The 25,479-nt window shown below is 39.9% G+C and carries 24 protein-coding genes, 1 tRNA gene and 1 CRISPR repeat array; of the genes, 24 read left to right on the top strand and 1 reads right to left on the bottom strand.

Going from position 1 to position 25,479, the window contains the following annotated elements:
* Window positions 1-14: 14 nt before the first annotated feature.
* Complete coding sequence (locus AC4HAL_RS01055; RefSeq protein ID WP_491092552.1) at window positions 15-680, bottom strand: prepilin peptidase; 666 nt, start codon at window positions 678-680, stop codon at window positions 15-17.
* 170 nt (window positions 681-850) lie between these two features.
* Between AC4HAL_RS01055 and AC4HAL_RS01050 the strand changes: the two genes are divergently transcribed.
* From AC4HAL_RS01050 to AC4HAL_RS00935, 24 genes are all read left to right on the top strand, one after another.
* Complete coding sequence (locus tag AC4HAL_RS01050) at window positions 851-1,375, top strand: Dps family protein (protein WP_491092551.1); 525 nt, start codon at window positions 851-853, stop codon at window positions 1,373-1,375.
* 237 nt (window positions 1,376-1,612) lie between these two features.
* Complete coding sequence (locus tag AC4HAL_RS01045; RefSeq protein WP_447451556.1) at window positions 1,613-1,837, top strand: YqgQ family protein; 225 nt, start codon at window positions 1,613-1,615, stop codon at window positions 1,835-1,837.
* The gene (locus tag AC4HAL_RS01040; RefSeq protein WP_491092550.1) at window positions 1,830-2,795 is read left to right on the top strand and encodes an ROK family glucokinase; all 966 of its coding nucleotides are present in this window, start codon (window positions 1,830-1,832) and stop codon (window positions 2,793-2,795) included. Before AC4HAL_RS01045 ends, AC4HAL_RS01040 begins: the two co-directional genes overlap by 8 nt.
* 180 nt (window positions 2,796-2,975) lie before the next feature.
* On the top strand, window positions 2,976-3,365 hold the full coding sequence (locus tag AC4HAL_RS01035) for a rhodanese-like domain-containing protein (protein ID WP_447451554.1): 390 nt from the start codon (window positions 2,976-2,978) through the stop codon (window positions 3,363-3,365).
* Between the two features lie 76 nt (window positions 3,366-3,441).
* A tRNA-Thr gene (locus AC4HAL_RS01030) sits at window positions 3,442-3,512 on the top strand.
* Between the two features lie 301 nt (window positions 3,513-3,813).
* On the top strand, window positions 3,814-4,569 hold the full coding sequence (locus AC4HAL_RS01025; protein WP_491092549.1) for an alpha/beta hydrolase: 756 nt from the start codon (window positions 3,814-3,816) through the stop codon (window positions 4,567-4,569).
* Between the two features lie 11 nt (window positions 4,570-4,580).
* Window positions 4,581-5,519, top strand: coding sequence for an AEC family transporter (locus AC4HAL_RS01020; protein ID WP_491092547.1), 939 nt, complete (start codon window positions 4,581-4,583; stop codon window positions 5,517-5,519).
* 46 nt (window positions 5,520-5,565) lie between these two features.
* Complete coding sequence (locus tag AC4HAL_RS01015; RefSeq protein WP_447451551.1) at window positions 5,566-5,820, top strand: DUF1912 family protein; 255 nt, start codon at window positions 5,566-5,568, stop codon at window positions 5,818-5,820.
* A gap of 211 nt (window positions 5,821-6,031) precedes the next feature.
* Complete coding sequence (locus AC4HAL_RS01010; RefSeq protein ID WP_491092546.1) at window positions 6,032-6,391, top strand: helix-hairpin-helix domain-containing protein; 360 nt, start codon at window positions 6,032-6,034, stop codon at window positions 6,389-6,391.
* Between the two features lie 259 nt (window positions 6,392-6,650).
* Window positions 6,651-7,235: a GNAT family N-acetyltransferase gene (locus AC4HAL_RS01005; protein WP_491092545.1), complete on the top strand. Its 585-nt coding sequence runs from the start codon at window positions 6,651-6,653 to the stop codon at window positions 7,233-7,235.
* Window positions 7,228-7,872: an HD domain-containing protein gene (locus AC4HAL_RS01000; RefSeq protein ID WP_491092543.1), complete on the top strand. Its 645-nt coding sequence runs from the start codon at window positions 7,228-7,230 to the stop codon at window positions 7,870-7,872. Before AC4HAL_RS01005 ends, AC4HAL_RS01000 begins: the two co-directional genes overlap by 8 nt.
* 122 nt (window positions 7,873-7,994) lie before the next feature.
* A complete protein-coding gene (locus AC4HAL_RS00995; protein ID WP_491092542.1) occupies window positions 7,995-9,191 on the top strand; it encodes a helix-hairpin-helix domain-containing protein in 1,197 nt (398 codons plus the stop codon).
* Between the two features lie 141 nt (window positions 9,192-9,332).
* On the top strand, window positions 9,333-10,253 hold the full coding sequence (locus AC4HAL_RS00990; RefSeq protein ID WP_491092541.1) for a hypothetical protein: 921 nt from the start codon (window positions 9,333-9,335) through the stop codon (window positions 10,251-10,253).
* Window positions 10,254-10,261: 8 nt separating this feature from the next.
* Window positions 10,262-12,913, top strand: a complete 2,652-nt coding sequence (locus AC4HAL_RS00985) for a valine--tRNA ligase (RefSeq protein ID WP_491092539.1) — start codon at window positions 10,262-10,264, stop codon at window positions 12,911-12,913.
* A gap of 263 nt (window positions 12,914-13,176) precedes the next feature.
* Window positions 13,177-14,229, top strand: coding sequence for a DUF8462 domain-containing protein (locus AC4HAL_RS00980; RefSeq protein ID WP_165209872.1), 1,053 nt, complete (start codon window positions 13,177-13,179; stop codon window positions 14,227-14,229).
* A gap of 77 nt (window positions 14,230-14,306) precedes the next feature.
* Window positions 14,307-15,281: a WYL domain-containing protein gene (locus AC4HAL_RS00975; protein WP_491092538.1), complete on the top strand. Its 975-nt coding sequence runs from the start codon at window positions 14,307-14,309 to the stop codon at window positions 15,279-15,281.
* 252 nt (window positions 15,282-15,533) lie between these two features.
* Window positions 15,534-17,960, top strand: a complete 2,427-nt coding sequence (cas3, locus tag AC4HAL_RS00970; protein ID WP_491092537.1) for a CRISPR-associated helicase Cas3' — start codon at window positions 15,534-15,536, stop codon at window positions 17,958-17,960.
* Window positions 17,961-18,045: 85 nt separating this feature from the next.
* Entirely contained in the window at window positions 18,046-18,783 is a 738-nt protein-coding gene (gene cas5c / locus AC4HAL_RS00965) for a type I-C CRISPR-associated protein Cas5c (protein WP_491092536.1), read from the top strand.
* Window positions 18,783-20,717: a type I-C CRISPR-associated protein Cas8c/Csd1 gene (gene cas8c, locus AC4HAL_RS00960; protein ID WP_491092535.1), complete on the top strand. Its 1,935-nt coding sequence runs from the start codon at window positions 18,783-18,785 to the stop codon at window positions 20,715-20,717. The genes cas5c and cas8c overlap by 1 nt, the downstream gene beginning before the upstream one ends.
* 3 nt (window positions 20,718-20,720) lie before the next feature.
* Complete coding sequence (cas7c, locus tag AC4HAL_RS00955; protein WP_491092534.1) at window positions 20,721-21,584, top strand: type I-C CRISPR-associated protein Cas7/Csd2; 864 nt, start codon at window positions 20,721-20,723, stop codon at window positions 21,582-21,584.
* 1 nt (window position 21,585) lies between these two features.
* Entirely contained in the window at window positions 21,586-22,257 is a 672-nt protein-coding gene (gene cas4 / locus AC4HAL_RS00950; protein ID WP_491092533.1) for a CRISPR-associated protein Cas4, read from the top strand.
* Window positions 22,254-23,279 carry a type I-C CRISPR-associated endonuclease Cas1c gene (gene cas1c, locus AC4HAL_RS00945; protein WP_491092532.1) on the top strand — a complete coding sequence of 342 codons (1,026 nt, stop codon included), beginning with the start codon at window positions 22,254-22,256 and terminating at the stop codon, window positions 23,277-23,279. Before cas4 ends, cas1c begins: the two co-directional genes overlap by 4 nt.
* 10 nt (window positions 23,280-23,289) lie before the next feature.
* Complete coding sequence (cas2, locus tag AC4HAL_RS00940; protein ID WP_165209893.1) at window positions 23,290-23,583, top strand: CRISPR-associated endonuclease Cas2; 294 nt, start codon at window positions 23,290-23,292, stop codon at window positions 23,581-23,583.
* Window positions 23,584-23,730: 147 nt separating this feature from the next.
* Window positions 23,731-25,286: a CRISPR direct-repeat array (repeat unit 32 nt; unit sequence GTCGCACCCCACACGGGTGCGTGGATTGAAAT).
* 68 nt (window positions 25,287-25,354) lie between these two features.
* Window positions 25,355-25,479 (top strand): transposase (locus AC4HAL_RS00935; RefSeq protein WP_491092691.1); only part of this gene is annotated, 125 nt, incomplete at its 3' end.

Here is a 25,479-nt window from a genome sequence, read left to right as displayed (position 1 = left end):
AACTCCTTTTGATGCTAATAAGGTGACCATATTGCCATCAAGACCATTTCCACCATATAAGCCAGGCTAAGAAAGGGGACAAATGCTAGAGGTCCCTTTTTCTTTTGGAGAAGAAGTGCAAAAATAGCTAAAAGACTGCCCATCTGGATGATCCAAAGCAAGTTTCGTAAGTCTAAACTAATAGCTAAAAGAGCAAGATAGTAACAGTCACCGGTACCTATTCCCAAGGGAATTAACTGGCAGATAATTCCCATTAATATAAAAAAGCCAAAAAGCAAATTTCCGTGATAAAAAAATAGTAAGATTAAACCAGCTAACAGCACAATAATTAGGGGATAACTTTGATTGCGAATGTCGTAGAGACTTAGGGTTAGACTGGTGAAGACCAAAAAGATTTGCGACCAATCCAATTCGCCCTGCCAGCCCAGCCAAAAAATCAGAGCACAGTTAACTTCCAGCAAGCTGTATGTTAAAGGGAGGCTTTGACCGCAGAACCGGCAGCGAAAGCGATTGATAAGTTGTGAGAAAATAGGAATCAGATCCCTAATAGGCAAGGTTTGGCCGCAATAATTACAATGACTGCGCGGTTTTATAATAGATTCTTCTGGGAACCGATCGACAATTAAACCGATAAAAGAACCTAGACTGGCACCCAAGGCCATAATCAATATACTCTCCATACCTATCTATCCGAAAAAAGTTCAAATAGTTGCACTTAGCTGTGAAAAAACCTATAATAAAGGTGTTACCAGATAAGAATCATTCTAAATAAGGTTTCTAAAATAGGTAACTATTCGTTATTTAAGCAGTTTTACAACTGCCTAGCCTTTATTCTGAGGAGGAGTTATATATGGCAAATTCTGTTGAAACTATTTATGAAAGCCTAACTGAAAATATAGACCCACAAGCAGCTGACCCGCGCGCTAAAACAAAAGCTGTTCTCAATCAAGCGGTAGCTGACTTATCTAAAGCAGTTTCTATTGTTCACCAGGTTCATTGGTATATGCGCGGAGCAGGATTTTTATATCTGCATCCCAAGATGGATGAACTTATGGATACCCTCAATGCAAGTTTGGATGAAATCAGTGAGCGCTTGATTACACTTGGCGGATCTCCCTATTCAACGCTGAGAGAATTTGATCAGCAATCAAAACTCATTGAAGAAAAGGGTACTTGGTCCAAATCTATGTCGGAACACCTAGTGCGCTTAGTAGAGGTTTATACCTATTTAGATAAGCTCTATCAAGTTGGTCTGGATGTTACCGATGAAGAAGGTGACAATCCATCGAATGATATTTTTACAGCAGCCCAAGCAGATGCTGAGAAGACCATCTGGATGCTGCAGGCTGAACTAGGTCACGCACCAGAGCTGTGATCTAGAAACTAGATTAATATGTCCAAGGTTGGGTCGTCCCAACCTTATTTTTGTCTATTGAGCAAGTCCCAAGGGCTGGAGGGGTCTTTGTCAAATGGATAGTGAAATGATTAAAAACAGACTAAGGTTTGTACTGAATTTTGAGCGACATAAGTGATCTTTCATTAGGCTGAAAAATTCCCAAAGCTTGTCATAGCGGTCTTGAAAGCGGTCGCTTTTTTTGTTACAATCATTGTTATGAAAACTTTATACGATGTTCAGCAGCTGCTCAAACGCTTTGGTATAATCGTTTATTTGGGTAAGCGTCTGTATGATATTGAGATGATGAAAATTGAACTGGAAGGCCTCTATCAGGGCGGTCTTCTAGAAAAAGAGGATTATCTAAAAGCTGAGTTGATCTTGCGGCGGGAACATCGCTTGGAAAAAGAAAGACTAGAAAAGGCAGGACATACGAATGGCTAAAAAATTGCTGGGAATTGACCTAGGTGGGACAACAATTAAGTTTGGTATTCTGACAACTGAAGGTGACATTCAGGAAAAGTGGGCAATTGAGACTAATATTTTGGAAGATGGGAAGCACATTGTCCCTGACATTGTAGAATCACTCAAGCATCGATTGAATCTCTATGGTCTGACGAGCGAGGATTTCATTGGCATTGGCATGGGATCGCCAGGGGCTGTTGACCGTGATAAGAAAACTGTCACGGGAGCTTTTAATCTTAATTGGGCTGACAAACAAGAAGTTGGTTCAGTCATCGAAAAAGAAACCGGCATTCCTTTTGCCATTGACAACGATGCTAATGTAGCTGCCTTAGGAGAGGCTTGGACTGGTGCTGGCGGCAATCAGCCGGACGTTATCCTTGTGACTTTGGGAACCGGTGTTGGCGGCGGTATTATCGCTGATGGTAATCTGATTCACGGTGTTGCTGGTGCTGGTGGTGAAATTGGTCACATTAATGTTGAACCTCAAACGGGCTTTGAGTGCACTTGCGGCAACCGAGGCTGTCTTGAAACTGTAGCATCAGCTACGGGCGTAGTACGCCTAGCTCGCCAGCTGGCTGAAGCTTATGAAAGTGACTCCAATATAAAAGCAGCTATTGATAATGGTGATGATGTTACCAGCAAGGATATCTTCACTGCAGCTGCGGCTGGGGATAAGTTTTCGGATGCAGTTGTTGAGAAAGTTGCTTTCTACCTTGGATTAACAGCAGCTAACTTAGGAAACACTCTTAACCCAGATTCTGTTGTACTTGGTGGCGGTGTGTCTGCTTCTGGAGAATTTCTGCGCAGCCGTGTAGAAAAATATTTCTTGCAGTTTGCCTTTCCAGCCGTTAAAATGTCTACTAAAATTAAAATCGCTGAACTGGGCAACGATGCCGGCATTATCGGAGCGGCAAGTTTAGCTCGTCAATTTGCCTAATTTAAATAGAAATTAATCTTAAATAGCTCGCAGGGTAGAGCTATTTTATCATCTAGCTAGCCACTACTTTTCTTGCAGTTTTGCCTAAGCACGGAGATTTTTGACCAAATCATCTCAATTAAAAATTTTCGCTAAGGCGAATCAGCCCTTTGTATCTTATAAAAAAGGAGTATTTGTTTTATGTCGCAAACGACTATCAACTGGATTTTCACTGCTATTATTTTACTGGCCTTCATAGGTTGGTCCGCTTGGCGCTACCTGCGAATTCGTCGTGCTGCTAAGTTCATCGGCAACAGCGAATTTCAAGGACTTATGCATGGCGGCCAAATTATTGATCTACGCAGTTCATCAGCTTTTCAAACGAAACATATTCTAGGAGCTCGCAATTTCCAGATTGAGCAATTTAAAGAATCACTATCAGCCCTGCGTAAGGATAAGCCTGTCTTACTTTACGATAATATGCGCAGTCAGGCTATTGCCCGTGCTGTGCCCATACTCAAAAAGGCTGGCTACAAGGAAATCTACGTCTTAGAAAGTGGCTTTGAAAATTGGGATGGTAAGACTAAGTAAGAATCTGAAACACCTAGTAAGTTTTTCAGATTTATACCTTGTCAGAAATTAACGACTATGATATTATAATTAGGTGGCCGCTGTAGTTAAATGGTATAATAGAGCAATGGTAATGCTCCGTTCCGAGTTCGATTCTCGGTGGTGGCAGATATACTTAAAAGAGGCTGGGCAAAACTTGTCCAGTCTTCCTGTTTTTGAATAAACTCTTGGCGCAATAGTGAGAAGCAAGACTAAGTTGGCATAGCCAACAAGTCTTACTCCCAACCACTGCGTCGATCTGGTAAATCTAGGAAACGGGTCTGGACTTTTGTCCTAGACTCCACTTTTTTAGGATTATAAGCGCTGCAAAATTATTGGCTATCGCAGTTTTATTTTTCAGCCTTAATGTTTCAAAATCCTCATTGGACCTTTTAAACCAGTTCACTATCTTATGTTAAAGGAGTCTATTATGGAAATTCAAGAACTATGGTTAAAAAGAGATGAACTCAGTATTTATGGAAAACTCTATCTGCCTGATAGCAGACAGGAAAAATTGCCTGTCATTATAATGTCGCATGGTTTTAGGGCTACTTATCTCAAGAATGTGGATTACGCTGAGATGGCTTGTAACGCTGGGTATGCTGCCTACATTTTTGACTTTTGCGGTGGCAGCAGTCAAAGCCAGAGTGACGGTCTCTTTACAGATATGTCTGTCTTAACCGAAGCTGATGATTTGCTGGCGGTTATTCGACACATGCAGCAGGATCCTCGTATTGATAAGCAGCGTATCTATCTGTTGGGAGAAAGCCAAGGCGGTTTTGTCTCGGCTTACCTTGCTGGACAGATTCCCGAGCAAGTGGCTGGTCTTATACTGTTTTATCCAGCTTTTGTTTTGCAGGATGATGCGGCTGAGCGTCAGGCCAAGTACGGTACAGACCCCCAATCCAAACAGATTATGGGCGTTAGTGTCGGATCTGTCTACAATAGGGATGCTTTGTCTTTTGACATTTATGAGGAAATAGCTGCCTACCAACGCCCTGTTCTTATTGTGCATGGTGATAGCGACTCTATCGTTCCTTTGGTTTACTCAGAGCGAGCACAAAAAGTCTATAAACAGGCCCGTTTAAAAGTTTTACCAGGAGCTGGTCATGGTTTTAAAGCTGACCATGCACTTGCAGCTGGACAGGCTATGCTGGATTACTTAGCAGATTTGGAGCAAGGCTAGAGGAGGAAAAAGTGTCTGTTTTTCTTGGGAGTATTTCAGGAATTATCACTATTTTAGTCATGGTTTTACTCGGCTACCTCCTAGCTGAACGAGGCTGGTTTGACGATAAATCCTCTGCTATCTTAGCTCGTTTGGTCACACAGATTGGTCTGCCCTGCTACATGATTGAAACGATTATAGGGAGATTTTCTGCCTCTGATTTAAAAGAGATGTTGCCTCAGCTTCGCTATCCCGCTTTATCGATGACCATTTTATTGGGAATCGCCCTAGCGATAGCACAAATCTTTCGGGTTGATAAATCCCATCGAGGTCTTTTTGCCTCCATGTTTTTCAACTCAAATACGGTTTTTGTTGGACTCCCCATTAATCAAGCTCTCTTTGGCGATCGCAGTATCCCCTATGTTCTGGTTTACTATATGTGTAATACGACCTTCTTTTGGACGATTGGCCTCTATCTAATTCAGCGCGATGGGCAAAGCAAGCACTTGCTTAATTGGACAGATAGCTTAAAGAAAATCCTGTCACCTCCCCTGTTAGGATTTATACTGGGGGTTGTCTTGGTCTTATTCAATGTTAAACTGCCTCACTTCGTCATAGCAGACCTGACTTATTTGGGTAATATTACAATTCCCTTATCCATGATTTTTATTGGCTTATCCATTTCTAAAGTTGGCTTGAAGAACCTTGCTCTTGGTAAAGATAATCTCCTAATTCTCCTAGGGCGCTTTGTTATAGCACCGCTCTTGATGGCTATAATGGTTATGCCAACAAGACTGCCCCATCTCATGAAAGAGGTCTTTATTATCCAGTCAGCTATGCCTGTTATGACCAACGCTCCAGTTGTTTCCAGACTCTACGGGGCAGATGCAGATTATGCTGCTGCTATGGTTACTGAGACAACGGTGATAACCGTCATTGTCATTCCAATTTTGATGGTTTTACTCGGCTGACGAAGATGCTATAATAGGGTAATTAGAGATGAAGGAGCCTACAGTAATGACTTATGAACAGGAATTTTTAAAAGACCTTGAAGATTGGCTCAATAGCCAAATCATGGTCAATGAAACAGCGATTAAGGCTAGTCAGCAAGTCTGGGAAGAAGACGGCGATGAACGTGCTAAGGAAGCCCTTACTCGCTATGAAAGCCGTCTGGATGCCTACCAGTTTTTACAAGGAAAAATGGCTAATTACCACCAAGGCAAAAAGTTTCATGATCTGCCTGATGGTTTATTTGGTAAAAGGAAGTACTAGAGAACAAAAAGAGTAGATTCTTGGAATAAATCACATTTATTGCCTCTTTTGGTCTCTTAAACTGTTTCTGAGGGATAAAAGGTTAATCGAATACGTCATTTAGTTTACAAAATGATGACGAATCGCCTAGAATTGCGATTTCTAGGCGATTTAGTATTTATTTTCTGGAAATAACCTGCTATAATAATAAAAAAAGTTTTTGGAGTTACACATGTCTAAAAAGAAAAATCGCAAAAAAGCATTAAAATTGCAAATGAAACGTCAAGGCTTATTAAAGTCTCAGCCAGCCGTCCCAATGACAGAAGCGCCCGCTCAGAATTCAGCCTCTAAGCAGGGAGCAGCGCCTAAGTCGACCAGTTCAAAAGTGGTAACAACTTCTCTTGAAGATTTTGCAGCCTCAAAAGAAGTAGCTGATGTGCGTGCTAACTTGGTTGAAACACTTTATGAAGCTGGAATTCATTCAGCAGCTGATTTTGCGAACTGGACTGAAAAAGACTTGCTTGCTCTCAAAGGAATCGGACCAGCAACTGTTAAGAAGTTGCAGGAAAATGGCGTTAGCTTCAAAGCCTAAAATTTAAAGGAAGCCCCATATCAGAGGAGTAAAAGCCTAAGATCTGTCACAGAGAGCGGTAATGTTGAGAAGTCCGCACAGATAGCTTTTACGGGTTGCTGGTAGATCACAACAGCATAATTAAGTTGCAGAAAAACAAGCTTTCTCGGCTTGTTTTCTGAATGTGGGTGGTACCGCGGATTTAGATATAAATTCGTCCCTGTCTTTAGACAGGGGCGTTTTTCATGTAATCTGCAAGTTTAGCTAGAAGGTGAAAATAATGATGAAGATGCTTGGAGCTATTGAAAATAATATCCTGCCTGATATCGAAACTGAGCGTCTGTTACTGTGCCAGCGGACAGCTGCGGACGCTTCTGATGTCTTTGACTATGCCAGTTTGCCAGAAGTTACTTATTCTGCAGGTTTCCCGCCTGTCGAGACGGTTGCGGATGAAGCTTATTATTTGGCGCATGTCCTGCCTAAAACTCAGGCGGAGCAGCAACTGCCCTCTGGCTATGGCCTAAAGCTAAAAGGAGAGGATAAGGTCATTGGTTCTGTGGACTTTAACCACCGTCATGCAGATGATGTGTTGGAAATCGGTTATACCCTGCACCCGGATTATTGGGGACAGGGTATCGTGCCAGAGGCGGCAGCTGCCCTGATTGAGCTTGGTTTTACCCTCCTCAACCTTCAAAAGATTGAATTGAACTGCTATGATACCAATCAGCAAAGTCAGCGTGTGGCAGAGAAATTGGGCTTTACCTTAGAAGCACGGATTCGAGATCGTAAGGATGTCCAAGGAAATCGCTGTGATGACCTGAGGTACGGACTGCTTAAGAGTGAATGGGAGGCAGCTCATGGATAAGAAAAAGATTCTTACCAGCACGCGCCAGTTTGTGAAGGAAACTCTGGCTGGCGAAGCCAGCGGTCACGATTGGTGGCATATTGCGCGGGTCACTAAGACTGCTATAACTATTGCAGAGGCGGAAGGCGCTGACCTTTTTATCGTAGAGATGGGAGCTCTCCTGCACGATATGGCCGATAGCAAGCTCTTTGATGAAGGCAAGGCTCTGGCTGAGGTTAAGGATTTTCTAACTGAGCAAGGTTTATCACAAGCCCAAATCACTGAAATCACCAGTATCATGACAGGTATTTCCTATAAGGGCGGCCACAACGGCGCTGAACTCAGCTTAGAGGGCAAGGTTGTCCAAGATGCGGATCGTCTCGATGCCATCGGAGCTATCGGTATTGCTAGAGCTTTTGCCTACTCAGGCAATCACGGTCGACTCATCCATGAGCCAAGCAAAAAGCCGCGCGAAAACTTAACACTTGAGGACTACCGCAAGGGCAAGGACACTGCCATCATGCACTTCTACGAAAAGCTCCTCAAACTCAAAGACCTCATGAATACAACAGAAGGCACGCGCCTAGCCCAAGGGCGCCATGAGTTTATGGAAAGCTACCTCCAGCAGTTCTATGCCGAGTGGGAAGGGGAGAGGTGAATGGATCGCCTGCTCTCTTATGGAATTAGGTAAATGAAGCATGATTTTTAGTAAATGACCATTTCATTTCAGATTCCTTCGGAGAGTTTAACAGCCTAGTATCTTATAAAAAGGAGGCCCTTATGGCTAAAAAGAAAAATCGCAAAAAAGAGCTCAGACAGCAGCAGAGACAAGAAAACAACATTATTGATTTTTCTTCGTTTGCGGAAAAGGCTAACTATCCGCTATTTTCGCAAGAATCTGCTTTAGATGAAGTAGCGATCAATAGACTCTTCGAGGAATTTGAACGGACTAACAATCCTGAAATTCTCGAGCAGTTAGCTGATGTCCTAGATCTTGAAGATTTGGAAATGGATGAAGCAGACGAGCTCTTTTACCAAGCAATGGAAGAGGAAGATGAAGAGACGCAACTCCGTTTGATTAGCAAGCTGTTAGCAAGATATCCGAACCATTTTGAGGCAAAATTTCAATCCTTGCTGTTAAGAAGCACGGAATTTTCAGCTGACTATTTAAAAGAACTGCAGGATTTTTATCAAGTGGCTTTGGCAGAGTGGAAGAAAGCAGATTATGAATCTTGGTATAGTTTGGAAGCCCGCAGTCCCTTGACGGTCATCACATTTGTGACAGAGACTTATCTGCAAGAAGGACTGGTCGGTCTGGCCGGTCAAGTAGTGGATTTTGTACGCTCTAAAATTGCTGCTGACGACAGATTTCCGCCTGAATTTGTATACCTGATGCTGAGTGTTTATAACACCCTTTATAAAACAGAGGAAATTACTGATTTTTATGAAGAACAGCTTGGGCTAGAGTGGCAGGATGATGGCGTTATAGCGCATATGCTTATTGCCATGATACTGATAGGTGACATGGATGCGGCTAAAGAATTGTTTAAATATTTAGCCAGCGTCAATAAGGAAGCCGTACAAGTTTTTGACAACCCTTACTGGGTTCAGCTGCTTGATATGGCAAATGAAGTTTCTACCTACCGTCCTAACTCAGTGTTATCGCTTCAGATTGCTTTGCATCCCCTACAGTCCTTTTTGGTAACCAAACCCTTTGTTATCCATCAAATGATTGCTTTAGCAGAAGATTACCAGGACAGTCTGCCTGACTCCCCGCGCAAACGCTTAGAATTTTTCAATTCCCCCTGCATGAAAGGAATTCAGATAGATAAAGGCCGATATCTATGCGATGCCGGCATTATGAGCAAGGAAGATCTGGAAAAGCGTACCGAAAAAGAAATCCTAGCCATTTCAGGCATCGGTCCTGCTACGGTTAAAAAGTTAAAAGAAAACGGTGTAAGGTTTAAGAAGGGGTAGGAACTTGTGCAAATTTTGCACAAGTTGAACTGTTCGGAAAAATCGAACAGTTCAGTGAAGAAGATAAATGAGTAAATAATATAATGAAATCCCATATATATTATATAAACCTAATTTATGACACAATGAGAAAAGGTAAAAATGAAAATATTTAAATTTTGTAAGAATAATAGAAAGATTATTTTTCCACTGTTGCTTGTGTTATCTGGCTGCTTTCTTTCCTATCTTTACTTAACCAAAGGCTCGTTATCACAAAGTATTGTTTTTCTAGTCATATTAGGTATTTCTGCAGGATTTAATATTTATTTGTTTTACCCTAAAAGATTTAAGGGAGAATTCTCGTTAAAGAAACAGTTAAAACTGATTTGGAAATGTTTATTTTATATTGGCAATATTATTATTTTGTTTATGGACATTGCTCTAGTACCAGCTAATTTAAATTTGGGATCGCAATTCCGTACCCCAATATTATTGGGGATGGCAGTTATTCTTCTTTATTCGATGTTAGAAATATTCAGAGTTTTATTGAATATTAGCTTGCTATCGATGATACTAATAATTTCTATAGCAATTTTGGCTTCATTATTTTTAGGAGCATTTTCTATCGAACGATGGGCATTAATATCAGGTTTTATAATTATCTGGAATTTTATTAATTCAAAGAATTTTTTAACACTCTTAAATAGGGGACGTGAAGTTACTTACATTCCATCAAGGATAAACTTTATTTGGCAAAGAAATAAAATTATCTGCTATATTGCTACATTTTTAATGTATGTAGTGTTAGTAATTTCAAGTGTATTTGAGAACGATAAAATGGGTATCTGGGATAGAGCAAATGTGAGGTTGTACTCGCTTTTGGGAGTTATGGTAATAGTAATAGTTGTTCTATTATTGAGAATCTGGTATAGGAACAGTAGGAAATTACAAGAAATTATAGACAAGAGAAAGCAAAGTAGGTTTTTAACTATGTGTACGAATGTTTCAGATTTTTATACTAAATATCATAGAGATATAATAAAATTGAATAGTAAAATAGTAAAGATGAATAAAAGGAGATAAAATCACACATGTCAAAACAACTTTCACCAAAATACAATCCATCTCAAGTAGAGGCTGGGCGTTATCAAACTTGGCTAGACCAAGATGTTTTCAAGCCGTCAGGCGACAAGAAGGCCAAGCCTTATTCCATCGTGATTCCACCGCCAAACGTAACTGGGAAGTTGCACCTTGGTCACGCTTGGGACACGACGCTGCAGGATATTATTATCCGCCAAAAACGGATGCAGGGTTTTGATACCCTATGGCTGCCTGGCATGGACCATGCGGGTATCGCCACGCAGGCCAAAGTAGAAGCCCGCTTGGCTGAAGACGGCATTTCCCGTTACGACCTCGGTCGTGAGTCTTTCTTGACTAAGGTCTGGGAATGGAAGGACGAATATGCTGCAACCATCAAGGAGCAGTGGGGCAAGATGGGGATTTCTGTCGATTATTCACGTGAGCGCTTCACTCTTGATGAAGGCCTGTCAAAGGCTGTTCGTAAGGTCTTCGTTGAGCTTTATAAAAAAGGCTGGATCTACCGCGGTGAGTTCATCATCAACTGGGATCCAAAAGCTCGTACGGCTCTGTCTGATATCGAGGTTATCCACAAGGATGTCGAAGGCGCCTTCTACCACATGAACTACATGCTGGAAGATGGCTCTCGCGCTCTCGAAGTCGCAACCACACGTCCAGAGACCATGTTTGGAGATACGGCTGTCGCTGTCAATCCAAATGATGAGCGTTACAAGGACTTAATTGGCAAAAATGTTATTCTGCCAATCGTTAACAAACCAATCCCAATCGTGGCTGATGAACACGCTGATCCTGAGTTTGGAACCGGTGTCGTTAAAATTACGCCTGCCCATGACCCGAATGACTTTCTGGTTGGTCAGCGCCATAATCTGCCGCAAGTCAATGTCATGAATGACGACGGTACTATGAATGAACTGGCTGGTGAATTTGTCGGCATGGATCGCTTCCAAGCCCGCAAGGCTACGGTTGCTAAATTAGAAGAAATCGGTGCCCTTGTCAAAGTCGAAAAAATGACCCACTCAGTCGGTCACTCAGAGCGTACTGGTGTTATGGTTGAACCTCGCTTGTCTACTCAATGGTTTGTCAAAATGGATCAGCTGGCTAAAAATGCCATTGCCAACCAAGATACAGATGATAGTGTGAACTTCTATCCGCCACGTTTCAATGATACCTTCCTCCAATGGATGGAAAACGTCCACGACTGGGTTATTTCCCGCCAGCTCTGGTGGGGCCACCAAATCCCTGCTTGGTACAATGCCGATGGTGAGATGTATGTCGGAGAGGAAGCGCCTCAAGGTGACGGCTGGACACAAGATGAAGATGTCCTTGATACGTGGTTCAGCTCTGCCCTCTGGCCATTTTCAACCATGGGCTGGCCTGATACAGATGCCGAAGACTTCAAGCGTTACTTCCCAACCTCAACCTTGGTGACAGGTTACGACATCATTTTCTTCTGGGTGTCTCGTATGATTTTCCAATCCTTGGAGTTCACTGGTCGCCAGCCTTTCAAGAATGTCCTGATTCACGGTCTTATTCGTGATGAGCAGGGTCGCAAGATGTCCAAGTCTCTCGGTAACGGAATCGACCCTATGGATGTTGTCGATAAGTACGGTGCCGATGCCCTGCGCTGGTTCCTCTCAAACGGCTCTGCGCCAGGTCAGGATGTGCGTTTCTCTTACGAAAAGATGGATGCCGCTTGGAATTTCATCAACAAAATCTGGAACATTTCCCGCTATATTCTCATGAACAATGAGGGCTTGACCCTTGATCAAGCGACAGCCAATGTCGATAAGGTCGCTGTGGGAACGGCAAGCAACGTGACAGACCGCTGGATTCTTCACAACCTCAATGAGACCATTGGCAAGGTTACTGAAAACTTTGACAAGTTTGAGTTTGGTGTAGCTGGTCACATCCTCTACAATTTCATTTGGGATGAATTCGCCGACTGGTACGTGGAATTAACCAAGGAAGTCCTTTACAGCGACAACGAAGATGAGAAGGTGATTACCCGCTCAGTTCTCCTCTACACGCTGGATAAGATTCTGCGCCTCCTCCACCCAATCATGCCGTTTGTGACGGAAGAAATCTACGGTCAGTATGCGCAAGGCTCAATCGTCACAGCAACCTATCCGACGGTTAATCCTACTTTTGAAAATGAAGCTGCGCACAAAGGCGTAGAAAGTCTCAAAGACTTGATTCGTAGTGTTCGAAATGCACGTGCGGAAGTCAACGTTGCCCCAAGCAAACCAATCACCATCCTTGTGAAAACAAGCGACAGCGACTTGGAAAGCTTCTTTAATAGCAATGTCAACTACATCAAGCGCTTCACCAATCCTGAAAAACTTGAAATCTCAAGTGACATTGACACGCCAGACCTTGCCATGTCAGCGGTCATCACAGGTGCTGAAATCTTCCTGCCGCTGGCAGATCTTCTCAACGTTGAGGAAGAACTGACCCGCCTCAATAAAGAGTTAGCCAAATGGCAGAAAGAACTGGACATGGTTGCTAAAAAACTCAGCAACGAACGCTTCGTTCAAAACGCCAAACCAGAAATCGTCCAAAAAGAGCGCGACAAACAAACCGACTACCAAGCTAAGTATGACGCGACAGTAGAGCGGATTAAAGAGATGGAGAAGCTTGAAAGATAAGATTTGCTTATCACCCATCAACCCCATGTTCAAAATGAGCATGGGGTTTTTGATCCATGAATAATCATTTTAATTTGGAAAAAGTTATATAAAGTTATATAATAAAGTGAAAGTTATATAAAGTTATATACGAAATAAAATGTTATATAATTAAATATCAGTAGCGAATTGTGCAAAAAGGGAAGATTTTTCTATTTCGCTTGATCCGTAGGCGTCCTAAATTTCTTTGGGTCGCTTAATATCTTAATATAAGGAGAATTTAGATGGCAGCTAATCCTTTTACATTGGGCTTTGGAAAACGCCCTCATACCTTCATTTCTCGAACATCTGAGATTCAATCGGTTATAAATGACTTTAATGAAGAGAATTCCGCCTCCCAATCCTATCTTATAACCGGTGTACGCGGATCGGGTAAGACAGTAACCATGACGGCTATTGCTAATAGTTTAAAGGAGTCCGGTGACTGGATTGTTATCAATCTTAATCCTAATCGCGACTTACTTAAAAGTTTAGTTGCCAAACTTTATGACATTCCCGAACTCCATCAGTTATTTATCAAAGCTAAGTTTAATCTTACTTTATTTGGTATTGGTGCTGCTATTGAGAATGTGCCTCCGATCAATGATATTGAAGTGGCGTTGGAGAAGATGCTGGCTCAAGTAAAACTATTAGATAAGAAAGTTCTTGTCACTATAGATGAAGTAACGAAGACTGAAAATATTAAAATTTTCACCAGTAGCTTTCAGCTCTTGATACGTGAGGATTATCCTATTTTTCTACTTATGACGGGGCTTTATGAGAATATCTATGAGTTGCAGAATGATGCCACACTTACCTTTCTTTACCGTTCGCCTAGACTGGATCTAGCTCCACTGGATAAGATTTCTATCAAGAAGCGTTATCGTAAAATCTTTAATCTTACCGACGAAAAAGCAATCAATATGGCCAATCTGACTGCTGGCTATTCCTTTGCTTTCCAAACTTTAGGTTATCTCTGCTGGAAAAATAGAAACTATTTAGATAATCGTAAAGCCTTGCTTGAAGCTTACGATGAAGCCTTACAGAGTTATGTTTATCAAAAGATCTGGTCAGAACTCTCAGGTCAAGATAAAAAAGTCTTGAAAGCCTTGTCTAGGCAGTCAAAGACTCGTGTTAAGGATCTCAGAGAAAGTCTCAATTTTACCCCAAGTCTTCTATCTGTATATCGTGAACGCCTCAAACGCAAAGGTCTAATTGATACGTCAGAATATGGCTATATTTCCCTGACGCTACCCCGCCTAAGCGACTTTATCCTAGAGTATGAAGGGTTGGAGTAGAGCAATAACACTATGATATGAATTAGGCCGTTGGTAATAGAATAATTTGTATAAAAGAAATAGCGAGGTTAAATGATATGGCTGAGTCAAAGACGAAACGATTACTTTATTTTATGTCTGAGTTAGAAAAGGGAAATCAGATCAATAAGGATGCGTATCTGTCTAAGTTCAAGATTAGTGATCGAACAATGAAGGAAGATATCAGTGAACTGAAAGCCAATTTAAAAGAATTGCGTCCTAACATGCATATCAAATTTTCACGAAAATATGCATGCTATTATGCAGACTATGAACAAGGGTATGGAAATTTAAAGTATAATCAAGCAGTCATTCTCTCAAAAATCTTATTGGAGAGCCGAGCCTTACGAAAAGATGAAGTCTCTGAAATCATTAATATTTTTGTGGAACGCGCAGTTGATGATAAAGAACGTACAAGAATTAAAAAATTAACTCAGTTTGAGCTCAATAGCTATCAGGAATTAAAGTTTTATCGAGAATCTAATAAGTCTATTTTGCCGATTATTTCCGCTATTTTTGATGCAATTGTCGATCAGCGTCCACTAGCTTTTAGCTATACAAAGCCCTCTAGCAAGATTGAAGAGTACATTGTTTTGCCCATTTCTGTTATTTTTGATAGTCATTATTTTTACTGCATTTCTTACAAATTAGATGAGAATTTTAAGAGTCAATATAAACTGCAGGAATTAAGGTATTTTCGGGTGGATAGATTTAAAACTATTCATAAGTCTACTGTAAATTCTGCTTTTTCACTAACTGAAGAAGAGCAAAAACGACTTATTAAGGATGAACAGGTTCGATACCAGACTTTCTCAATGCTTTCTGATCAGAAATGGGTGAAAATTCAGTTTAAGTATACGGGTAAATTTAGGGATGTATTAGAAGCGGATATTCCAAAATTGAAAATCATTAATGAGTTGGAAAATGGTATTGTCTATGAGATAGAAACCCTGAGTTTATTTGGCTTTCAGAAATATATTCAACGTTTTGATGGAGATTTTATATTTCTGGATATAAAAAGCATAAAAAAATAACTATGATTAATACAGAAAATATTTTTTGAGATTCAAGTAGAAGTACATATTTTATGTGCTTCTATTTGTATTTTTAAGGGAAAAGTTATATAGAATACGTAATTTAAACTAAGACGCCGAAAAACATGTTTATTTAATGTATTTTTCTGATATACTTTAGATGTTGAAAGGATATAGGCCTATACGAATCATTTCGATATTGTTTATTTAAAGTGTCGATTTGTTTATATAAGTAGTTTGTGAGGTGGATGAATGATTTTAGCACATTATGAACATGAAACAGATAAGAAACAGTCATTAGAGGAACATTCTTTTAATGTAGCTAACAAAGCAAGAGAAGATGCTGACTCTATTGGGCAGGGAGATTTGCTTTTTTTGCTAGGCCTTTATCATGATCTAGGAAAAGCCGATCAAAAATTCCAAGATAAATTAACCAAGAATCCCGCTATGCATGTTGACCATTCCTATGCTGGCGCTAAGTATTTGTTTCGTATGGTACAACAAGCGGTAAAGGCTTTAGAGGTAGATAGATGGTTAGTATCTACTTTTAATGATATAGTAGCCTATGTTATTTCTGCTCATCATGGTATGTATGATATTCCCATGTCCAATGATACTGAAAATAGTAGTTTATTTGATAATAATAAATTACACTATCGTATTAGAAGAAAGATGGAAGATTACCATTTTACAAGTGATGTTGTGGGATTTGCTCAGGTACTAGAAAAACAATTGCCAAAATATGGTTATCTGAATTTAAACGATTTAATAGATAAGGCTTTCGAAAATTTTCAGAAAGCTTGGAGCAGCCTCTCTGTACAAGACAACAGCGAGCGTGATTTTTATTGTTCTTGCTTTGTTAGATTGTATCTATCTTTTCTAAAAAATGCAGATATTCTAGATACTATCAATGCCTATGATTTATTATTAGAGCCTTTTAATCCTGAGGAATACAAGACTTTGCAAGAGTCTTATTACAAATCAGTTGAGGATTTATATGCTAGTTTTGGAAATCCTAAAACAGAATTAAACCGTGTCCGCACAGTGATTGGTGAACGTGTTAAGCGGCGTGGAATTGAAGACTCAAGTGGAATCTATCGGCTAAATCTACCAACAGGTGCTGGAAAGACTAATTTGAGTCTGCGTTATGCTGTCCATCAAATGCGACATCAGCATAAAAAACGTTTTTTCTATATGACGCCCTTTTTATCTGTTTTGGAACAAAATGCTTCAGCTATTAAGAAGATTATTGGCAAGGATGGCGTTCTTGAGCATCATTCAAATATAGTTCAGGAACAGGATGGGAGCTATGATGAATTTGGCGATGAAACATGTCAAAATTTGCAAGCGCAGTATCTAACGGATAGCTGGAATAGTCCAGTTGTGCTAACGACCATGGTTCAATTTTTTCAGACATTATTTAAAACAAAGTCTGCCAATATTAGGCGATTTTCAAATTTGACGAATAGTGTTTTGATTTTAGATGAAGTACAATCGTTACCCATAGAAGTTACCACACTTTTTAATTTGACGATGAATTTTCTTTGTCAAGTGATGAATGCAATGATTGTGCTTTGTACGGCAACCCAACCTATCTATGATTCTAGGAAGATTTCCCATCGATTAGTCTATGGCGGGGAAAATACAGAACTGCCTGATATTGTGATGCTTACGGAATCAGAGCAAAAAGTATTTACTCGTACAGAATTACGAAAGTTTGATGACAATGATAATAAAGTGACTCTAAATGAATTGGCAGCTGCCATTATAGAGAATAATCAGTCCACACTTATTATATTGAATACTAAGCCAGCTGTTGCAAAATTATATCAACTTTTGGAGGAACAAACTGACAGGCCACTCTATCAGCTTTCTACAAACATGTGTGCTCAACATCGCTTTGATATTATTGAAAAAATAAAGTCAGAATTAATTCAAAATATTCCTCTCATCTGTGTGAGTACACAATTGATTGAAGCAGGTGTGGATGTGGATTTTGAACGTGTGATTCGCTCTTTTGCTGGTATTGATTCTATTGTACAGGCGGCAGGTCGGTGCAATCGTGAGGGTAAACGGACTATGGGGCAAGTAACCTTGGTTAATCTATTTGATGAAGAAGAAAATCTAATTTATCTGAAAGAAATTCGTCAGAAAAAAGATTCAACAGAAGCCATTTTATTCCAGAAAACATCACCCATCAATGTCACTGATTTGAATGTTGACTTTTTTGAAAAATATTATGCTGACAATAAAATTCAGATGGATTATCCGATATCTGATAATGAGTCAATCTATGATTACCTTAGTCAGAACACCTATTCTACACAATTGACATCAGGTAAATTACGGCAGTCGTTCAAAAGAGCTGGACAAAAGATGGACTTAATCAAAGATGAGAGTATTGGTGTCTTAGTTTCTTATGGAGATGCCGCTGATCAACTAACTATTTTAGAAGAAAAATTATCAGAGAATCCCTATCCAGTTGGTCAGGAGTTGTTAGAAATTAAGCAGGAACTAAAACAATTGCAGCCTTATACTGTCAATCTTAGGGAACATGATGAGCTTCTAAAAGCGACGAGAGCATACTTAAATGGACAAATTTTTATATTGCAAGAAGAATATTATGATGATGTAGCTGGGATTAAAAAAGATACCAGTAATGTTAATTTGATTTTTTAGAAGATTGACTTTTATGCAAACCAGGACTAAAATAAAAGCGTTTTACTGGATGTTGTGAAAATAAGGAAGATTGGAGGAAAGAACATTGTACAGATCGAGAAATTTTTATCTGCGAGTCAAGGGGGACTTAGCTCTTTTTACAAATCCGGCTACTAAGGGAGGTGGAGAGAGGTCAAGCTACGCTATACCAACTCGTCAGGCCTTGCAAGGAATTGTTGATTCTGTTTACTATAAGCCGACTATACGAAATGTCGTAACTGAAGTTAAAGTAGTCAATCAAATTCAAACAGAGTTACATGGTGTTAGGGCATTACTTGCTAACTATGAGGCGGATTTAAGCTATGTTTCTTATCTCAGCGATGTGGAATATTTGGTTAAATTTTATTTTACCTGGAATGAAAATCGCCCTGATTTGATTAATGATCGTTTACCCAATAAGCATGAGGCTATTATGGCACGCTCAATTAAAAAGGGGGGTAGGCGTAATGTTTTTTTGGGTACGAGTGAGTGCTTAGGGTTAGTCGATGAAGTTAGCCAAGAAGAATACGAACATGCAGAAACATACTATGCTAATCAAACGATTGATTTTGGTATCATGTTCCACTCATTTGCTTATCCGACGGACAAAACGCAGCCATTACGTTCTTACTTTGCCAAGATAGTTATGGAAGACGGTATAATACGTTTCAAAGAACAAGAAGACTGCGAGATTGTGAACACACTGTCTAGTTACGCATTTAAGGCAGCAGGACAAGTCAAACCAGTTGATGAAGAATTCACTCTTTATCAAGCGGATAAAGCTAGGGAAGAAGGAGGGCGCTGATGAACTTTTTAACCTCACTGTGGCAGACCTATGAATCGGCAGAAACGGATGGGTGGGTTGATAATACTCAAAAGTCTAGAACAATTCTTTTACCGATTTATCACGATAGCAAGCGCTCAAATGGGAAAAATATTATTTCTGTTCAATTAAATAAAACAGGACAACTGATGAAGGCAACCATATTGGCTGATGGAGATGTGATTATCTTTCCGGTTACCTTTAAATCTGTAGCTAGATCTAGTAATACAGATCCACATCCATTAGTTGATGAAATGAAATATCTAACTCCCACTATAAATCAATTGTATAATGATAAGTATAATTCTCAACTAGCCAATTGGATTGAATTTACAGATAATCCGGAAATAAAACGATTTCTAAAAACTATTCAATCTTATTTGAGTAAAGAAAATTTCGAGGATGAGATTTTTAAGTCTATTTATGGAAAAAACTATGAACGAGAGGGTTTGAAGGTTAAAATTGGTAAGAAATCAATAGACTTCAAAAATTGTTATATTGAATTTCGAATAGCTGATTCTATTAGTTCAAAGACAGTTTCTGTAACGAATTATTTGGAATTGCATCAAGATTATATCCGATATGTCAATGCCTACCATGAGAAAAATATAATATGTAACATCAGTGGAGAGAAGAGCGCTCCTTTAAGCACTTCTGACCATCGTTATTTTATTAGTAATTTAAAGCTTATTTCAGGGAGTGATAGTACAGCGAAAGAGAACTATTTGGGACGTTTCACAAATCCAAATGATGTTATAAGAATAGGATATGATACTTCAGAGAAAATTCATCTTATGGCTAAATTCCTCTTGGAAAACGATGATACTCATACGAGTCTAGGAACAGGTCAGCATCTCATCAACTGGTTTAGCGATGATTTAACTAATCAAAGCCAGCTAAAACTGACCGAACCTCAGGAGGTGGCTGGTGTTTTTGATGAAGATTGGGATATTTCTTTTGATGAAGATAATCTAGAAAATCGTCTAAAGTTTATAGTCGGTCAAACAAACAGAAGTATTAACCAGTCATTTATTCATGGGCCAAAACAGTTTAGTGACGCGTCAACTTATTATGTTGCCATTATAAAACAAAAGTCAAAAGGGCGTGTTGCTCTTGAATACTTTCGTCATTTACAGGGTTCAGACCTTTTGAAAAATCTTGATAAATGGCAGAGCCAGTATTCTTGGGAAGTCAGAAAAAAAGATGGTATTGATTTCCAAAAAATACCAAGTTTTAATGAGGTTATTTTGGCCGCCTATGGTGTTGAGCGTGAAGAGCGCAAGGGCCAGAAACGTGAGATAGTCTTGAAATTAGATAATGATAGCTTCAAAAGTGATTTATACCAACAGTTGGTGACAGCATTGATTGATGGAAAACAAATCCCTAGTAGTATTGTCAAGAAGTTAGAAAACAACATCAAACAGCGTCGAAGGTATCCGAACCAATGGTATCAAGTACAAAACGTTAGCTTAGCGATTTTACATAAACAATATGGAAAGGAATTTACACCAATGTTAGACCATCAAGAAACAGATCGTTCTTATCTATTTGGACGTCTACTTGCCATTTATGAGTTGATTGAAGAACTATATAACAAATCTAAAGATCCCGATAAAGAGAATCGGAATCAGAGAATTACTAATGCTGAACGTTATTGGTCCGCATATACTACCCAACCTGCAACGCTAATGACAGTTTTAGATAGTAAAGTTCGCTATTGTATTAACTATTTACAGGTTAATGAAATAGGTTATTGGAGAAAATTGGAGAATGAACTAAAGGAAATTATTCAACTCTTATCGTCTATTATGGAGGATAAAAGTATCAATCAACCGTTGGATTATAAATTTATCTTTGGCTACTATGCTGAAAAACAATTTTATTACACTAAACAAACTAAAGAAAACGAGGAATAAGATATGCTAGAACACAAAATTGATTTTATGGTGACCGTTGAAGTGAGAGACGCCAATGTAAATGGAGATCCCTTGTCAGGGAATATGCCAAGAACAGATGCTAAAGGTCATGGCTTGATGAGTGATGTTTCAATTAAACGTAAAATCAGAAATCGTATGCAAGACATGGGACATGAAATCTTTGTCCAATCTAGGGATAGGGTTGATGATAACATGTATTCACTGAAAGCTCGCTTAGAAAATAAGGAATACTTTGAAAAAGTCAAGAAAGATATTTCAGTAGAAAATTTTTTAGACAAAATTAATAAAGAGTGGTTAGATGTGCGTAGCTTTGGTCAAGTATTTGCATTCAAAGGCTATTCTGCTGCAAATGTTCGAGGACCTGTATCTATTTCTTGGGCGAAAAGTTTAGAAACGGTTGTATCTCAAAGTGTGCAAATAACCAAGAGTACAAATAGTGAATTGGATAGCAAAACTGAGTTAGAATCTAGCACTATGGGAACGAAACATTTTGTGGATTATGGAGTCTATGTGATTAAAGGATCAATTAATGCTTATTTTGCTGAAAAAACCGGATTTTCTGATGAAGATGCTGAGGTGATTAAAGAAGCGCTCGTTAGTCTTTTTGAAAACGATGCATCATCGGCTCGTCCTGAAGGGTCAATGCGTGTGCGTGATGTTTTTTGGTTTACGCATAGCAGTAAGCTGGGGAATGTATCTAGTGCGCGTGTCTTTGACTTGTTAGAATTCGATAAAGAAAAACAGGACAAAGATAGTTATGAAGACTATGGTATCCATCTCAACCAAGAAAAACTGGCAGACTATGAAGCTAAAGGATTGAAAGTTGATATCTTAGAAGGACTTTAATATGGTCTATTCAGAAAATGATTATCTGATGTTATCGGGGATTCAGCACTTCCAATTTTGTAAAAGGCAATGGGGATTGATCCATATTGAGCAGCAATGGGCTGATAATGAAGCAACAGCCCATGGGCAGATTTTGCACCAAAAGGCAGATAATCCCTATATTAAGGAAAAACGAAATGATGTTATCACTTCACGAGCTATGCATGTCTCATCAAAAATGCTTGGTCTTTATGGCATTCTTGATGTTGTGGAATTTCATAAAAATGATGATGGTGTTGTTCTGAATGGTAAACGAGGAAAGTGGCTACCCTGTGTTGTTGAATATAAACGAGGGAAACCTAAAAGAGATACTCGCGATATTGTCCAGCTGGTAGCGCAGACTATTTGCCTTGAGGAAACTTTTGGGTGTCAGATTGAGACTGGCTGTCTTTATTACCATAGCGTGAATCAAAAGAAGATAATTGAAATCACTGAAGAATTGCGCCAAAAAGTTTTTGATTTAGCTGAACAAATGCATTATTATTATGATAATAAAATCATAGATAAGGCAGAGTATTTTAAAAATTGCCCTTTGTGTTCTTTAGTGGATATTTGTAAACCACGTCTAAGTAAGAAGTCTCGCAATGTGGATAATTACATTAAACAGTCTTTAGCAAGTGAGGATAGTTTATGAAAAAATTGCTAAATACTTTATATCTCACACAGGATAACTTTTATTTAACGCGTGAGCGGGATAATATTGTTGTCAAACAGGAGGGAAAGGTTGTTAGTCGTTTTCCTTATCGGATTATTGACGGTATTGTTTGTTTTTCATACCTAGGCGCCTCACCATCTTTGATTGAACTTTGTGCAAAAAATCAAATTAACCTTTCTTTTCATACTCCTCAAGGTCATTTTTGCGGTCGTTTTGTAGGTCCGACCAATGGCAATGTTTTGCTCAGGCGTGAGCATTATCGCTTAGCGGATCATGATCTTTCGACGGAATATGCTAAGCGCTTCATCTTGGCAAAGGTATCTAATTCCAGAAAATATTTACTTCGTTTTAAGCGTGATCATCGTGATAAGATTGACACTCAATTATTTGAAGATATCAATACAGAATTGACTTGGGCTTTGGAGCAAATTCAATCTGCACCCGACAAGGAAACTTTGTTGGGAATTGAAGGCCAGGCAGCCAATCAGTACTTCAGGGCATTCAATGAATTAATTCTAACGGATAAAGAAACTTTTAAATTTAACGGTCGGACACGAAGGCCACCACAGGATTGCGTCAATGCTCTGATGTCATTTGGATATAGTTTGCTGACTTACGAATGCCAATCGGCTTTAGAAGCGGTTGGATTGGATAGTTATGTTGGATTTTACCATACAGATAGGCCGGGTCGTGCCAGTCTAGCTCTGGACTTGGTGGAAGAATTTCGTTCTTATATTGTTGATAGATTTGTTTTTTCGCTGATAAACAAAGGGCAATTAAATAAAAAGCATTTGGACATCAAAGAAAATGGCAGTGTTATTCTAACAGAAAAAGGACGTGCTATTTTTATTGAAGCATGGCAGAAGCGTAAGCATACAGAAGTTGAACATCCTTTCACTAAGGAAAAAGTCAAGTTAATGCTCTTGCCTTATGTTCAAGCTCAGCTATTGACTAAAGCAATTCGTGGGGAATTGGAATCCTATCCGCCATTCTTAATTTAGGAGTCAGTTTATGATGGTTTTAGTGACTTATGATGTGAATACAGAGACTGCTGCAGGCAGGAAACGTCTCCGTCACGTTGCGAAGCTCTGTGTCGATTATGGTCAGCGCGTGCAGCATTCAGTCTTTGAATGTTCTGTGACACCGGCTGAATTTGTCGAAATAAAAAATAAACTGTTGACAATCATTGACCAAGAATCAGATAGTATACGATTTTATCTTCTTGGCAAAAATTGGCAAAATCGTGTAGAAACTCTTGGTAGAAACGACAGTTATGACCCTGATGCGGGGATATTACTTTTATAAAAACTTGAGTGCGAACCTAGGTTGCACATCAAAACCTAGGACACTCGCGCACAAAAATACAGAACTGAGTGGCAAAAAGTGTTTTTTACTGATAAAATACCATCAGTGACTAATAACATTTAGCCACAAACGGTGCAACTACGCGCCGTCGCACCCCACACGGGTGCGTGGATTGAAATAAGTTTTGTTCCAGCTTTTTGAGAAACAATATCGTCGCACCCCACACGGGTGCGTGGATTGAAATTGTCAACTCCAGTGGTTTTAAATACATCTTTTTCGTCGCACCCCACACGGGTGCGTGGATTGAAATAGCTTCCCCTGGTTATCATCTGACAATCCGCAAGTCGCACCCCACACGGGTGCGTGGATTGAAATAAAGATGTTTAGCTCGTCCTCCTTTGGCTGATACGGTCGCACCCCACACGGGTGCGTGGATTGAAATAGTCTTTGAGATGCCTCTCCGTAGGCTTGCAAAGGTCGCACCCCACACGGGTGCGTGGATTGAAATGTCTTGTTTTAGGTCGCTCCAGTCGTCTAAAAAGGTCGCACCCCACACGGGTGCGTGGATTGAAATTTGACAGCCAGAGGATACTTTGCTAAGCAAAACGGTCGCACCCCACACGGGTGCGTGGATTGAAATATACTGACTCGCCTTGGATGGGCTTGACACTTGGTCGCACCCCACACGGGTGCGTGGATTGAAATAAAATAGTACATATACAACCAAGCTTGCCAATCGTCGCACCCCACACGGGTGCGTGGATTGAAATTAAAATATATTTGCAGTAGTAGTCCCATGGGTTTTTGTCGCACCCCACACGGGTGCGTGGATTGAAATAATTGATGGATACCCTGTTAAAGAAATTGCTGATGTCGCACCCCACACGGGTGCGTGGATTGAAATTATTTTATAACTTGTAAATCTATAACCTGCCAAAGTCGCACCCCACACGGGTGCGTGGATTGAAATTTTGAAAACCGGTTTAAGTTGCTTACTTACTGCTTGTCGCACCCCACACGGGTGCGTGGATTGAAATATTTAGACTTAAAAAGCTGACCCCGTTAGCTTCTGTCGCACCCCACACGGGTGCGTGGATTGAAATTTGGTCTGCAATTGCTTTAAACGTAGCCGGAACAAGTCGCACCCCACACGGGTGCGTGGATTGAAATAAGATTTAAACACCTTGTTTTTAAAAGGCAGGGAACGTCGCACCCCACACGGGTGCGTGGATTGAAATTATTTTGCCCCCTTCTAAATTGTCAAAAAATAGGTCGCACCCCACACGGGTGCGTGGATTGAAATTTTGTGTTCGGCACAACATATATTCGGGAGTGTTGTCGCACCCCACACGGGTGCGTGGATTGAAATATCAAGTGAAAACGACCAAGCTGTGGTAACACCATCGTCGCACCCCACACGGGTGCGTGGATTGAAATAAGCTATTAACCGCTTGATTACAGAAGCTCAGGAAGTCGCACCCCACACGGGTGCGTGGATTGAAATCAAATAGGATCTATGGGTATAGCTCTTTTGTTAGTCGCACCCCACACGGGTGCGTGGATTGAAATAGTGATTATTAATACTCCATGCTTATAGCTCTCAGCGTCGCACCCCACACGGGTGCGTGGATTTGAATACTGAACGATTATCTTTTTTAAGAGTTTAACAACGTCGCACCCCACACGGGTGCGTGGATTTGAATAGGTTACACTAAACTAGACAGAAATTATAAAGTGCTCTACACTAAAAGAAATCCTAAAGGAGACTATCATGTCTAGAAAAATTCGCCGTTACTTCACAGATGAGTTTAAACAACAAATCGTTGACCTTCACAATGCAGGTATGAAACGAAGCGAGATTATCAAAGAATATGAGTTGACCCCGTCTAGCTTTGA

It is taken from the genome of Streptococcus sp. ELY_125 (assembly GCF_058314535.1).
Note: the sequence above shows the minus strand (reverse complement) of the source record. Positions and strands in the feature narration are given on the sequence as shown.

Excerpts from the sequence above, each read along its gene's own strand:
- AC4HAL_RS01025 (WP_491092549.1), top strand. The coding sequence starts at position 3,814 with ATGGAAATTCAAGAACTATGGTTAAAAAGAGATGAACTCAGTATTTAT.
- AC4HAL_RS01045 (WP_447451556.1), top strand. The coding sequence starts at position 1,613 with ATGAAAACTTTATACGATGTTCAGCAGCTGCTCAAACGCTTTGGTATA.
- AC4HAL_RS01010 (WP_491092546.1), top strand. The coding sequence starts at position 6,032 with ATGTCTAAAAAGAAAAATCGCAAAAAAGCATTAAAATTGCAAATGAAA.
- AC4HAL_RS00975 (WP_491092538.1), top strand. The coding sequence starts at position 14,307 with ATGGCTGAGTCAAAGACGAAACGATTACTTTATTTTATGTCTGAGTTA.
- AC4HAL_RS01040 (WP_491092550.1), top strand. The coding sequence starts at position 1,830 with ATGGCTAAAAAATTGCTGGGAATTGACCTAGGTGGGACAACAATTAAG.
- cas1c (WP_491092532.1), top strand. The coding sequence starts at position 22,254 with ATGAAAAAATTGCTAAATACTTTATATCTCACACAGGATAACTTTTAT.
- cas4 (WP_491092533.1), top strand. The coding sequence starts at position 21,586 with ATGGTCTATTCAGAAAATGATTATCTGATGTTATCGGGGATTCAGCAC.
- AC4HAL_RS01050 (WP_491092551.1), top strand. The coding sequence starts at position 851 with ATGGCAAATTCTGTTGAAACTATTTATGAAAGCCTAACTGAAAATATA.
- AC4HAL_RS01005 (WP_491092545.1), top strand. The coding sequence starts at position 6,651 with ATGATGAAGATGCTTGGAGCTATTGAAAATAATATCCTGCCTGATATC.
- AC4HAL_RS00990 (WP_491092541.1), top strand. The coding sequence starts at position 9,333 with ATGAAAATATTTAAATTTTGTAAGAATAATAGAAAGATTATTTTTCCA.
- AC4HAL_RS00985 (WP_491092539.1), top strand. The coding sequence starts at position 10,262 with ATGTCAAAACAACTTTCACCAAAATACAATCCATCTCAAGTAGAGGCT.
- AC4HAL_RS00995 (WP_491092542.1), top strand. The coding sequence starts at position 7,995 with ATGGCTAAAAAGAAAAATCGCAAAAAAGAGCTCAGACAGCAGCAGAGA.
- cas3 (WP_491092537.1), top strand. The coding sequence starts at position 15,534 with ATGATTTTAGCACATTATGAACATGAAACAGATAAGAAACAGTCATTA.
- AC4HAL_RS00980 (WP_165209872.1), top strand. The coding sequence starts at position 13,177 with ATGGCAGCTAATCCTTTTACATTGGGCTTTGGAAAACGCCCTCATACC.
- AC4HAL_RS01055 (WP_491092552.1), bottom strand. The coding sequence starts at position 680 with ATGGAGAGTATATTGATTATGGCCTTGGGTGCCAGTCTAGGTTCTTTT.
- cas2 (WP_165209893.1), top strand. The coding sequence starts at position 23,290 with ATGATGGTTTTAGTGACTTATGATGTGAATACAGAGACTGCTGCAGGC.
- AC4HAL_RS01035 (WP_447451554.1), top strand. The coding sequence starts at position 2,976 with ATGTCGCAAACGACTATCAACTGGATTTTCACTGCTATTATTTTACTG.
- AC4HAL_RS01000 (WP_491092543.1), top strand. The coding sequence starts at position 7,228 with ATGGATAAGAAAAAGATTCTTACCAGCACGCGCCAGTTTGTGAAGGAA.
- cas7c (WP_491092534.1), top strand. The coding sequence starts at position 20,721 with ATGCTAGAACACAAAATTGATTTTATGGTGACCGTTGAAGTGAGAGAC.
- AC4HAL_RS01015 (WP_447451551.1), top strand. The coding sequence starts at position 5,566 with ATGACTTATGAACAGGAATTTTTAAAAGACCTTGAAGATTGGCTCAAT.
- cas8c (WP_491092535.1), top strand. The coding sequence starts at position 18,783 with ATGAACTTTTTAACCTCACTGTGGCAGACCTATGAATCGGCAGAAACG.